At 68.8% G+C, this 11,632-nt stretch carries 10 protein-coding genes; 7 read left to right on the top strand and 3 right to left on the bottom strand.

The features are described from left to right. Nucleotides 1-581: 581 nt before the first annotated feature. Nucleotides 582-1,817, top strand: a complete 1,236-nt coding sequence (locus ACFULQ_RS46325; protein ID WP_383557056.1) for a Gfo/Idh/MocA family protein — start codon at nt 582-584, stop codon at nt 1,815-1,817. A 354-nt stretch (nt 1,818-2,171) separates the two neighbouring features. Then, nucleotides 2,172-3,533: a protein kinase gene (locus ACFULQ_RS46320; protein WP_383557054.1), complete on the top strand. Its 1,362-nt coding sequence runs from the start codon at nt 2,172-2,174 to the stop codon at nt 3,531-3,533. 234 nt (nt 3,534-3,767) lie between these two features. On the opposite strand, the gene ACFULQ_RS46315 is transcribed toward ACFULQ_RS46320, so the two are convergent. Further along, nucleotides 3,768-4,700, bottom strand: a complete 933-nt coding sequence (locus ACFULQ_RS46315) for an AraC family transcriptional regulator (RefSeq protein WP_383557051.1) — start codon at nt 4,698-4,700, stop codon at nt 3,768-3,770. A gap of 112 nt (nt 4,701-4,812) precedes the next feature. Between ACFULQ_RS46315 and ACFULQ_RS46310 the strand changes: the two genes are divergently transcribed. The 4 genes from ACFULQ_RS46310 (at nt 4,813) to ACFULQ_RS46295 (ending at nt 9,820) form a co-directional block, all read left to right on the top strand. Next, nucleotides 4,813-5,493, top strand: coding sequence for an NAD(P)H oxidoreductase (locus ACFULQ_RS46310; RefSeq protein WP_383557048.1), 681 nt, complete (start codon nt 4,813-4,815; stop codon nt 5,491-5,493). 282 nt (nt 5,494-5,775) lie between these two features. Further along, the gene (locus ACFULQ_RS46305) at nt 5,776-6,267 is read left to right on the top strand and encodes a nucleotidyltransferase domain-containing protein (RefSeq protein ID WP_383557045.1); all 492 of its coding nucleotides are present in this window, start codon (nt 5,776-5,778) and stop codon (nt 6,265-6,267) included. Between the two features lie 181 nt (nt 6,268-6,448). After that, nucleotides 6,449-6,763, top strand: a complete 315-nt coding sequence (locus ACFULQ_RS46300) for a hypothetical protein (protein ID WP_383557042.1) — start codon at nt 6,449-6,451, stop codon at nt 6,761-6,763. Nucleotides 6,764-7,357: 594 nt separating this feature from the next. Then, entirely contained in the window at nt 7,358-9,820 is a 2,463-nt protein-coding gene (locus ACFULQ_RS46295; RefSeq protein ID WP_383557059.1) for a SpoIIE family protein phosphatase, read from the top strand. A gap of 33 nt (nt 9,821-9,853) precedes the next feature. Here the strand turns inward: ACFULQ_RS46295 and ACFULQ_RS46290 are convergent, their stop codons facing one another. Together ACFULQ_RS46290 and ACFULQ_RS46285 are read right to left on the bottom strand one after the other, a co-directional pair. Then, on the bottom strand, nt 9,854-9,979 hold the full coding sequence (locus ACFULQ_RS46290; RefSeq protein ID WP_383557040.1) for a hypothetical protein: 126 nt from the start codon (nt 9,977-9,979) through the stop codon (nt 9,854-9,856). A gap of 364 nt (nt 9,980-10,343) precedes the next feature. Beyond that, complete coding sequence (locus ACFULQ_RS46285; protein ID WP_383557037.1) at nt 10,344-10,832, bottom strand: GNAT family N-acetyltransferase; 489 nt, start codon at nt 10,830-10,832, stop codon at nt 10,344-10,346. A gap of 377 nt (nt 10,833-11,209) precedes the next feature. On the opposite strand from ACFULQ_RS46285, the gene ACFULQ_RS46280 reads away from it, so the two are divergent. Beyond that, entirely contained in the window at nt 11,210-11,563 is a 354-nt protein-coding gene (locus tag ACFULQ_RS46280) for a cupin domain-containing protein (RefSeq protein WP_383557034.1), read from the top strand. Nucleotides 11,564-11,632: the final 69 nt, after the last annotated feature.

Genomic DNA, 11,632 nt, shown 5'->3' with positions numbered 1-11,632 from the left:
ACCCCCCAGGTCATCGTTTCGACAGGGGGGACCAGTCATGCCGGGCCCGGAGGCCAGCAGCCCTCTTGCAGGACCGCCAAGAAGATAACGGGGGCCGGTGCAGAGGCGCAGGTCTGAACGGTCACCTTAGCCGCGTGGGATGGCACATGGCGGAGGTTGGCGAAAGAACCACCGCACTCCCTGCGGGGCTATGGCCGCGGACCCTGTGTGGACCGAAGACGCGACCACTGCGCGGGCACCCACGACTCTCAACTCGGCCGCACTGCCGCGGACTTCGACCCGCCGGATGATCCCACCGCCGCCGGACGTGGACGCGCCACCGAGGTCACCCGGAATGCTTGAAGATGCTCAATTTGGGCGTTGATACTGCATGATCGAGCATCTATGGTCTTGCTGTCGCCGTCGACCTCAGGCCGCGTTGGCGCATGGAGCGCATCATGCTGCATGTCTGCCGCGCCCTGGCCGGCTGCGTTGTCACAATGCCCCTGCTACGGCGGCCGACCCTCCCACCGGCCAACGGCTACCGGTGCCCAGGCAACAGCGTCGGCCGTGTCTCCCCGTCTCCGATGAAGGGGTGTTCCTTGACCAGTCATCCGGCCGAACCGGAGCTGCGCGTCGGTGTCGTCGGCACAGGCCAACGGGCCGCGCTCGCCGTCCGGGCACAGCGCCCCGGTCGAGCCCGCGTGGTCTCCTGCGCCGATACGTCCGAGCGTGGCCGCGCCGACGCCCGGAGGATCTTCGGGCGCGGCGTCCACATCCACGGGCACTACGAGGACATGCTCGCGGACGATCTGCACGCCGTTTTCGTCCTCACCCCCGACGACATCCACACCGCTCCGGCCCTCTACTTCCTCGAAGCGGGAGTCGCTGTCTTTGTCGAAAAGCCTCTGGCCATCGACCTCGACGACTGCGACCGGATCCTGGCCACCGCGGCCCGCACCGGCACACGGCTGTACGTCGGACACAACCTCCGCCATCTGCCGGCTCTGCGCACCATGCGCAGGCTCGTCGAGGAGGGGGCGATCGGCACCGTACGGGCCGTGTGGTGCCGACACTTCGTCGGCCATGGCGGCGACTACTACTTCAAGGACTGGCACGCCGAACGAGCCCGGACCACCAGCCTGTTGCTCCAGAAGGGCGCACACGACCTCGACGCGATCCACTGGCTGGCGGGCGGCAGCGCCCGCACGGTGACCGCACTGGGCGACCTGTCCGTCTACGGTGCCAATCCGAACCGCCGTACCCAGCCGCAGGGTTCGGCGCGGGTACAGGACTGGTTCGACGAGGGTGTCTGGCCGCCGTCCGCACTACGCGATCTCAACCCCGTCATCGACGTGGAGGACATCAGCATGGTGCTTGCTCGCCTCGACAACGGGGTGCTCACGAGCTACCAGCAATGTCACTTCACCCCCGACTACTGGCGCAACTACACCGTCATCGGCGACGAGGGCCGGATCGAGAACCTCGGCGACGGCCTCGAAGGCGACGCCCCGGTGATCAAGGTGTGGAACCGGCGGCGGTCCGGCTACCGCCCCGAGGCAGATCTCACCCTGCCCCCCGCCGAAACAGCCGGCGGCTCGCACGGAGGCGCGGATCAAGCCCTCGTCGACGAGTTCCTGCATTTCGTCGCGTACGGCGGCGTAACCGACACGTCGCCCGTCGCCGCCCGCGAAGCCGTCGCGACCGGCATCGCCGCTACCACGTCGCTGCGTTCGGGCGGCACTCCCGTGGAGGTCCCCGCCATCGCCCCGCACCTCGCGGACTACTTCGAGCGCCACCAGCCCGGTTCCCGTGGCCCCGCCACCCGGAGCCGCTGAGCCTGGCCGCAATCCACCGCCCCGCAGAGGCCCAACATGATCCTCTACGGTCGGGCAGCCGCACACGCCATCGACTCTGCCGGACGGGCAACTGCCAGCCCGCGGCAGCCATAAAGCGGCGTCGATGTCAGGACGGCCGACTGAGGCGTTGCCGAGCTCCCCCTTGTTCAGCGAACGCCGTGAGCGGTCGTCCCTGCGGGCGAGTCGTGATGGACGGAAGCCGTCCAGCCCGTTGACGCATCCGCCCTGCTCGGCGCCGAATCGGCGGGGGTGGGCAGAGCCGTGGGGGGTACACGCCACGAAACTTCGTCCATGTCCGCGTCCAGCTCGCGGCACAGCACCGGGAGACCACCTATGAAGGAGCGCCGATCAGACTTCTCCACGGCGCTGGGAACGCCGGCCGAAGTCGTGGCCGACCGATACCGGTTGGGAGTCAGGCTCGGCTCCGGTGGCGCCGCCGACGTGTACCAGGGGATCGATCTGCGCCTCAAGCGTCCGGTGGCCGTCAAGGTCTTCCGGCCCGGCGGCGAGCCTGCGCTGGAGCAGCGCTTCGCGGACGAGGCCGTGCTGCTGGCGGGCTTGCAGCACCCGGGGCTGGTCACTGTCTACGACGCGGGGCGACACCAGGACCGCCCGTTCCTCGTGATGGAGCTGGTGCAGGGCCCCACCCTGGCCCAGCGCATCTCGGCAGGGGTCATGCAGCCTCCCCATGTGGCCCGGCTCGGCACCGCCCTCGCAGGAGCTCTCGCCCATGTACACGCGGCGGGCATCGTGCACCGCGACGTCAAACCGTCGAACGTCCTGCTGGACACCGCGGACGCCCCGCGCCTCGCCGACTTCGGCATCTCACAGATGATCGGCGCCACCCGGCACACGGCTTCCGGGGCACTCCTCGGCACCGCCGCCTACCTGGCGCCGGAGCAGGTGCTGGGCAAGGCAGTGGGACCGTCCGCCGACATCTACGCCCTCGGTCTGGTCCTGCTGGAGTGCTTGAAGGGCGAACTCGAATACAACGGCACACCCCTCGAAGCCGCCGTGGCTCGCCTGCACCGCCCGCCCGTCATTCCGCCTTCGGTGCCTCCGCAGCTGGCCGAGCTGCTGCATGCCATGACAGCCCTTGAGGACAAGGCACGGCCTGACGCCGAGCAGTGCGCAGAGACACTCTCGGCACTGACCGCGGAGGCCTTCATGCCAACCGCGGCGATCGCTGCCGACACTTGCAGGGACACCGCTGCCGACTTCCGCGGGGACACGCAGGCACAACGGGCACCGAAGCCGCTCCGCAACCGTCGCCCGCTGCTGGCCACCGGTGCGGCCATGCTCACAGCGCTCCTCGGCGCCACCCTGGTCGTCGCAGCGGATGGTGAGGGACACAGCATCGACCGATCCGCCGCGGGCTCCCCCGGATCCACGCCCCTGCAGCAGCCCTCCCCCACCACCTCTCCGGAAGGCCCACAGACAGCGGCTGGGCAGCCGACCGTGTCGGCCACACCCCCACCGGGGGCTCATCACCCCGCGACGTCGGCTGCTTCCGACCCCCAGGCCCGAGTGCCGTCGGCTGATCCGACGATCACTGCCAACCTGGGAACGTCAGCGGCTCGCAAGGGCGCGCAGAACGACCGCCCCCTCCCGGGCGCCGCTCAAGCCAACGACAAGAACCCGCCCAAGAAGTCAGCGAAACCGAAAGACCCCACCGCGAAGAAGGGACACCGCTGACTTCCGCACAACGACGTCCGTCATCCGAGGTGCCGACCGGCGCCTCCCGACACGGTTGGCACCTGAGTCACCGGCTCGATCAACGCCCACTGTTCGTCAGATGGGTCGCTCGGGGAGGGCTTCGCTCCGTGCCTCGCATCTCAGGTTGAATATGCCGATCACTTGGGCCGCACGACGACCGGTGTCACGAACGAGCGAGCGTCAACCGAGAGAGAAGGAACGTAGCGCCACCCTTCAGAGGGTGTTACGGGCGCGGAAGGCGCTGGGGCTCACGCCCCGATGGCGTTTGAAGGCGGCGCTGAAGCCGAAGGCGTCGGCGTAGCCGGTGGACTTGGCGATCTGAGCTATGGAGAAGTCGGTGTCGGACAGGAGTGCCTCGGCCTCGTCCATACGGCATTCGGTGAGGTAGGTCAGTGGCGGACGACCCATCACCTGGGTGAAGCGTTTGGCGAACAGTGCTCGGGAGACACCGGCTTCGGTCGCGAGCGCCTCTACCGTCCATCGCCTGGAGGGCCGGGCGTGGAAGGCTTCGAGAGCGGGGGCGAGAATCGGGTCGGCCAGGCTGCGATACCAGGCGGGGGCTTCCGGACCTGCCTGGTCGAACCAGGTACGCAGCGTGCAGACCAGGGCCCAGTCCAGCAGTCGGTCCATCAGGGCCTGGGAGCCCGGCGAGCGCAGGGCGGCGTCGGCGGCGGCCGTCTCCAGCCAGGCGCAGACCTCCGTGTCCTCGTTGACCACGAGTACGGGCGGCAACGCGCGGAGCAGCCGTTCATGGCGATGGCCCGAGGCACGGTATGCGCCCACGATCAGTGCGGTTGCTCCGTCCGGGTCGCCGCCCCAGCGGATGCCGCCGAGGTTTTCGGCAGTGCATTCGGCATCCCCTGTGAAGCATGCGATTTCGTACTCGACGTGTGGGTGGTCGGGGGTGGCCGGATGGTCCACGAGGTAAAACGGGTCGGGGCCGCGCACGATGGCCGTGTCGCCGACGCCGACCGCCTGTTCGGTGCCGTCGGGCAGCAGCAGGCTGCCACCACCGCGCAGCACGCTGACCATCGTGAGCGGGGCGCCGTCGACGAAGCGGATGGTCCAGGGTGCTTCCAGTACGGCGTGGCAGACGACCGAGCCCTCGGCCCGGATGCCGCTGAGCAGCGTACTCAAAGGGTCCACAGGTGCATCGTAGACGAAATCCTATGCAGCAGAGCGTTTCCCCTATGGATCGTCTAATGGATCACCGGTGTACTGGACTGGTCGAACTGACCGAGACCAGCCAGGAGAAGACGTGTCGCACCGCAGCAGCGCTGCCAGGACCGCACTTGTGGTCGTCGCACACCATCGGCCCGATTCCCTCACCGCGCACACCGCCCGCCGTGCCACCGCGCAACTCGAGAGCGCCGGATACCGCGTCGACCTGCTCGACCTGCACGCCGAAGGGTTCGACCCGCGGATGACCGTGGCGGACCAGCCTGACTGGGGCAACCGGGAGAAGCCGTACTCGGACGAAGTCCAGGCTCATATGCAGCGCGTTCTCGAGGCCGACGTCGTCGTCGCCGTGTTCCCCGTGTACTGGCAGAGCGTGCCCGCCCTCCTCAAGGGCTGGATCGATCGCGTGTGGAACTACGGATTCGCCTACGGCCGCAGCAAGCCCCGCCTGGCGGGCAAGCGCATGCTGTGGCTGGGTCTGGCCGGCGCCACCTCCGATGACCCCATCACAGAGGGAATGCAGGCCGTGCTGGAGACCAACCTGAGCGAGGGGATCGCCTATTACTGCGGCTTCTCCTACTCCTCCGTCGCCCTGCTCCCCGACGCCGAGGAGCGCCCGCAGCGCATCGATTCCGAGGGCAATCTGCTGGTCGGCGACGCGATTGCGGGAGCCGAACGCGAGGCGCACTATGCCGAGTTCGACCGCCGCGCGCGGAAGGCCGTGGAAGGGTTCCTCACAGCGCAACTGGCGGCGGCCTGAGGACAGACACCGGCTCCCCCTGTGCCTGGTGGTATTCAGACCACGTTTGATCGCCACCCTGCGCTCGGGCAGGACCAGGCAAGCGGCCCGTTTCCGGGCAGGCGGATTTCGAGGACTGCCACTGACCTGCCCCAAGAGCGCAGGTACGAGCGGGCCGCTTTCAGCCGCTCACCGTCCCAGGCCTGCCGTCCGCCTGGCCTCCCGGTCAGCTCGTACGGCACTCGCCCAGGGCCAAGAAATCGTTCGCCGCCCGAGGCCGACGCTTCTAGCCTGCGTCGAGTGATGACAGCTGATGACGTGTTGTTCGTCCTGACCCTCTTGCAGCGGGCGGAGACCGACGTCTGGGTCGGTGGCGGATGGGGGATCGACGCTCTGATCGGCGAGCAGACCCGAGATCATCGCGATCTGGACTTGATGCACCGGCAAGAGCAGGAGGCCGCCGTGCTGACGGCCCTCTCCACGGCAGGTTTCGTGGAGAGCCTGAACTTCAGGCCCATCCGATTCGTCGTGGAGGCTGCGGACGGTCAGGAGATCGATCTTCATCCGCTGGTCTTCAATGACGACGGCTCAGCGGTCCAGGCGTCACCCGACCCGCAACGTCCCTTCGCCTATCCCTCATCCTGCTTCGTCACGGGCACCGTCCACGGCATGCCCGTCCCGTGCTTGTCCGCCGAGCAGCAGGTCTACTTCCATCAAGGCTACGAACCAACTCAACGCGACCGGCACGACATGGCACGACTTCACCGCGCCTTCGGGATCGCCACGCACTTTTGACGCGCGTTCGGAGCGGGGCAAGACAATGCGAAAGCCGAGTTGGGCGGAACGGCCGCGCGTGCCTCGATCCACCACAACTCGGCGACGACTGTGAGGTTTTCGTAGCCCAGCGGTGACGTTGAGAAGGCGATTCGGGGGCACTGGAAACCGGCACGGTCCATACGTCCGGCAGGAGGAACCGGTGGCCGGTGATGAGATCTACGCCGTCAGCGCGTTGTCGGCGGTGGCAGCGATGCTGCTCGCGCGATGGTGCCTGGCGGGCCGAAACAGCAGCCTACGGACCGCCGCCGCGTCCCGCCGGGCGGCACGTCGGGCGACGCTGCGGGCTGCCTGGCGTATGGGCCCCACCGCCGCCCAAGCCGGGCAGGGCTTGCCGACGGACGCGCTGTGCGCTCAGCGGCCGGTGCGGGAGGCCGAAGACCTCGTGCACGACTACTGGCGTCAGATCAATCCCCTCTACCTGTCCGAGCCTGATCGCCGTCAGCAGTCAACTTGACCCGGCCCTGAAGGACGGGCCTCGGAGGCAGCGCCCAACTGACCGTCGGGTTGGCTCGTCCGTCCAGACACCGCTGTCGGGTGGCGGGACGGGTGACTCACCCCCCGCGTTCGCACAGTCTCGCCACGGGTGGCGATGTTCTGGGAAGCATTCCCGGGTCGGGCGGCGCAGCAGGACGGGTCCGAGATCGCGGTGTTGCATGCCTCGATGGAGCAGGCCAAGGCCGTCGGCGAAGCGAAGGCTTCAGACATCCGCGCCCCCTTGCCCCGGGCCGCGACACCTTGCGGGTCCTGCGGGACAAGCCGGAGGCCGCCGAGACGGCGGATGCACGCCTGCAAGACGACACCACCACCCTCATGCAGGACCTGCGGCGGACCATCGCCGAGCCGCAGAATCGGTTGCAGGCGACCTCGGACTGCGGGCGGGACTCGGATCGGTGGTCATGGCCGACCCCGGGAGGTGCGAGTGGGAAGCGCACCCCGGACGCACCGGCTGGGACGCCGTAGGGCAGGAGTGCATCTAGGCTGGGAAACAGCCGCTGGAAACGGGTCCTTTGCGGACATCACGGTCCGGAAGGAGGTGTGGTGCGTGGAGATGGCCGACCCCCAGGACGCTCCCACGGCCGTCGTCCTGGTCGACCCGGACGGCCAGGTGAACGGCTGGAGCAAGGGCGGGTCTCAGCTGCTGGGCTGGACGGCCGACGACACCGTCGGGCGGCCCGTGACCGACCTGGTGGTCGGAGCTGCGCCACCCGGTTTCCCGGAGAGTCTCGGCACCGAGGCCGCCCCCTCCACGGTCGTCACTCTGCGTCACCGGGACGGCACGTCGGTGGACGCCGTGGTGACGACCCAGCCGCTGTTCGGCTCCGAGGGGCGCGTCCAGGGCCAGGCGATGACCGTCCAGCGCTGGGATCGCCGGCCGGTCATCGCCGACAGGGCCTTCGAGCAGTGCCCCTTCGCTCTGGGCGTCTACGACCCCGGGCTGCGGTTCCTGTGGATCAACGCTTCCTCGGGCCGGGTGATCGCGCACACCGAGGAGCAGGTGCTCGGCAAGCACTACCGCGAGGTGCTTCCCGAGTTCGACCGCACGCTGTTTCCCGAAAGGGACGACAAGCCGTACACCGACAAGCTGGCCGAGGTGGCCCGGACGGGCGAGCCGGCACGTCTGATCACCGTCTTCCGTCCGCTGGGCAGCAACTACGCCAACGCCTGGGCCACCAGCATCTGGCCCGTCCGGGATGCCGAGGGCAAGGTCCGCGCGGTGGCCAACTGGGGCTTCGACATGAGCGCCGAGTACTGGGCCCGGCAGCGGTTGCTCATGCTCAACGAGGCCGGGCGGGACATCGGCCGCACCCTCGACGTGATCGGAACGGCTCAGGAACTGGCCCAAAGTTCCGTGCCCGGATTCACCGACCTCGTCACCGTGGACCTGTTCGACGAGGTGTTGTGCGGAGAGGAACCGCCCTCCGCACCGACGCTCACCGACGGGGAGCCCCTCACGCTCAGCCGCGCCGCCCGGCACAGCGCCCGGGAGCACAGCGACGGGCCGGGCGGGCACCTCGGTCATCCAGCACCGGTCACTCTCGCCTTCGACTCCGTCGCCGCACGCTGCATGGCCAACGGCACCTCGCAGGTCGAGCTCGCCGCAGAGCCCGGTGCGGGCGGCGAATGGGCCTTCGGGCCCGGACTCGCCGCCGACCCGGCCCACTGGCCGCCGGGCAACCCGCTCATCGACGCGTCCCTCGCCGCGGACGGACTGACGGGCCGGATCACGGTGCCACTGCGCGCACGCGGGGCCCTTCTCGGCGTGGTGACCTTCTGCCGCACCGACCGGCCCGAGGCTTTCACCGCGGACGACCTGATCCTGGCCGAAGAACTGACCGCCAAGGCGGCCGTCGCCATCGACAACGCCCGCCGGTACGCGCGCGAGCGCTCCACGGCCCTGACCCTGCAACGGAGCCTGCTGCCGCAGGGGTTGCCGAAGCAGGAAGCCGTCGAGGTGGCATCGCGCTACCTGCCGGCGGGCACCGGCGCGGAAGTCGGCGGCGACTGGTTCGACGTCATTCCGCTGTCCGGCGCGAGGGTCGCGCTGATCGTCGGCGACGTCGTCGGACACGGCCTGCACGCCTCGGCCAGCATGGGTCGGCTGCGCACCGCGGTCCGCACCCTCGCCGACGTCGACCTGCCGCCGGACGAACTGCTGACCCACCTGGACGACCTGGTCCTGCACCTCGCCAGCGACCTCCAGTCGACGGGCCGCTTCCAGACGACCGGAGAGACGGGCGCCACCTGCCTCTACACCGTCTACGACCCGGTCACGCGCCGGCTGACGCTGGCGAGCGCGGGGCATCCGCTTCCGCTGATCCTCTCCCCCGACGGCACCAGGACCACGGTCTCCGCGCAGCCCGGACCACCGCTGGGCATCGGCGGGCTGCCCTTCGAGGCGACGGAGATCGAGCTGCCCGAAGGCAGTCTGCTCGCCCTCTACACCGACGGGCTGGTCGAGAGCCGCGAACGCGACCTCGACGAGGGAAGCACCGAACTGCTGCGGGTCCTGGATCCCGGGGCCGCCTCGCTGGAGGCCCTGTGCGACACGGTGATGGACGCCACCCTCCCCCAGGTGCGCACGGACGATGCCGCCCTGCTGCTCGCCCGTACGCGCGCACTGGACCCTCAGCACGTGGCCGACTGGGACGTCGAAGCGGACTTCGCAGAGGTGCCGCACCTCAGGAAGGTCGCCGTCGAACAGGTCGAGGCCTGGGGCCTGGAGGAGGCGGCATTCGTCACCGAACTGGTCGTCAGCGAACTGGTCACCAACGCCATCCGCTACGGCGAGCCCCCGATCCGGCTCCGCCTCATCCGTGACAGCGCCCTGATCTGCGAGGTCTCCGACTCCAGCAACACCGCCCCGCATCTGCGCCGGGCGCGCGCCCTCGACGAGGGCGGTCGGGGTCTGTTGCTCGTCGCCCAACTCACCCAGGGCTGGGGCACCCGGCACTCCACCCAGGGCAAGACCATCTGGTGCGCACAGTCGCTGGACCCGACGGCGGCAGCCTGAGAGCCGACCTTCCCACCCCGAGTGCCGCCCGGGTCAGGGGGCCTCGCCCGGTGGCTCAGCGCTGTCGGGAGTGTCGGGGAACAGCAGGTTCTCCAACACATCCAGCCCGAAGAGCATGCCGACAAGAAACACCGGCAGGAGGACGGCTATGACGACCATGACGCCTCCGTAGGGTGTTGATCACGGATAAGCGGTGGCGGAGCCTTCCATCCAGGCTGACCCGAACGGGGCAACAGTGCGCGCTGCGCACGGGGGTGGGTAGGCCGTTCAGGTGACGGCGAGTGCGGCACGGCACTGAGCGGGCGGCTGGGGAGGGCGACTCCGGTGCCAGAACCACTTCGCCAGGATCACCACGACGAGGAAGGCGATAGGCAGCCCCGTTCCGTCGAGGGGCTGAGAATGCGAGGGGCTGACCGCGTTCACGGCGAGCTCCGGCACGGACGAGGGCGACTCGGTGAGGTGCGTTCACAGCCCGCTGACGGGCCAGGGCGGACTCGACGAGCTCGGAGGAGGCGCGAGCTGGTCAGTCGGGTCGGTCGAGTTCCTTGCCGTACCAGATCTCGATGTACGGGCCCGTGCAGTAGGCCGGGATCTCGTCGTACCCGTGGCGGGCGTAGAGCGAGCGGGCCTCGACCAGGTCGAGGCGGGTGTTGAGGACCATCTGGGTGGCACCGAGCAGGCGTGCCTCACTCTCCAGCAGCTCCAGCAGAAGGTCGGCGCCCTTCCTGCCTCGGAAAGAGGGACGCAGGTAGACGCGGGTGAGCTCGGCACGCCCGGAATCCAGCATCAGCAGCCCGCCGCAGGCCGCGGCCTCGCCATCGAAACGGCCCACGACGAACTGGCCCGTGGGCGGCGTGAGCAGTTCCGCGCCGTCGTCGGCCAGGCCCTGGTCGATCTCCTCACGTGTCGCGGGTCGCTTCCAGTAGCGGCTGGCGACCTCGTCGTAGTAGTCGCGGCGCAGGCTGGTTGCGTCTTGCGTGTCGAAGGGTTCGGGGGCCAGATGCCAGGTCATGAGAGTTCTATAGCCGGGGTACACCGCCTTCACCAACCGGTTTTGGGAGCCCGCCGTCGCCGTACGTCCCATACCGGGGCAGGTTCTTGACGAGTACGTGCAGCAGGGTGACCAGACACTCCGTCGCGCACATGCTGAGCCGAGCGCGTCACTCACGCTCTCGATGTCCTCAGTCCACTTGCAGGCATCCGACCTGACACAACGTCCGAACATCGGGCCGGCGACGGACACATCACGCCTGGGCTCCGAGCGGGGCGTCCGAGATTCTCGAAGGGGCTGAGCAGTCAGACGCTGCACGCCACCGGCGCAGGCTGGACCGCACCGCCTCACTGTCCGCTGCCGAATTTCTTCATCGTCAACTCCACTGGAGGAAGAACATGGCTCTCCTGAAGACCATCGATCCCAACCCTTCTTTCGCACCTCAGGAATCCGGCCCGCTTCCGGAGCGCCTGATCTCCGGTGACCCGGCCTACAAGACGTGGGTCCAGGACGCCGCCCGCGGGGAATCGGTCAAGACGGGGGTCTGGGAGGCCACGCCCGGTGAGACACGCTCGATCAAGGGCGAGCTCTTCGAGTTCTGCCACATCCTTTCGGGCGTCATCGAAATCACGCCGGAAGGCGGCCGGCCGGTGGTCTACAAGGCCGGGGACAGCTTTGTCATGAAGCCGGGCTTCGTCGGGGTCTGGAAGACCATCGAAACCGTGCGCAAGATCTACCTGACCGTTTCGTAGACCCAGGTTGGCGATGCAGGGGGCGGCGAAAAAGGCGAGCAGGGCGTGGCCCCGGCCGGTAACTCCTAC

The sequence above is a fragment of the Streptomyces sp. NPDC057253 genome, from assembly GCF_042669125.1.
GTDB lineage: Bacteria > Actinomycetota > Actinomycetes > Streptomycetales > Streptomycetaceae > Streptomyces.
Note: the sequence above shows the minus strand (reverse complement) of the source record. Positions and strands in the feature narration are given on the sequence as shown.

What these genes read in the sequence shown, in the direction of transcription:
- ACFULQ_RS46290 (WP_383557040.1), bottom strand. Translation starts at nt 9,979, where the DNA reads ATGGTCGTCATAGCCGTCCTCCTGCCGGTGTTTCTTGTCGGCATGCTC.
- ACFULQ_RS46320 (WP_383557054.1), top strand. Translation starts at nt 2,172, where the DNA reads ATGAAGGAGCGCCGATCAGACTTCTCCACGGCGCTGGGAACGCCGGCC.
- ACFULQ_RS46295 (WP_383557059.1), top strand. Translation starts at nt 7,358, where the DNA reads ATGGCCGACCCCCAGGACGCTCCCACGGCCGTCGTCCTGGTCGACCCG.
- ACFULQ_RS46280 (WP_383557034.1), top strand. Translation starts at nt 11,210, where the DNA reads ATGGCTCTCCTGAAGACCATCGATCCCAACCCTTCTTTCGCACCTCAG.
- ACFULQ_RS46305 (WP_383557045.1), top strand. Translation starts at nt 5,776, where the DNA reads ATGACAGCTGATGACGTGTTGTTCGTCCTGACCCTCTTGCAGCGGGCG.
- ACFULQ_RS46285 (WP_383557037.1), bottom strand. Translation starts at nt 10,832, where the DNA reads ATGACCTGGCATCTGGCCCCCGAACCCTTCGACACGCAAGACGCAACC.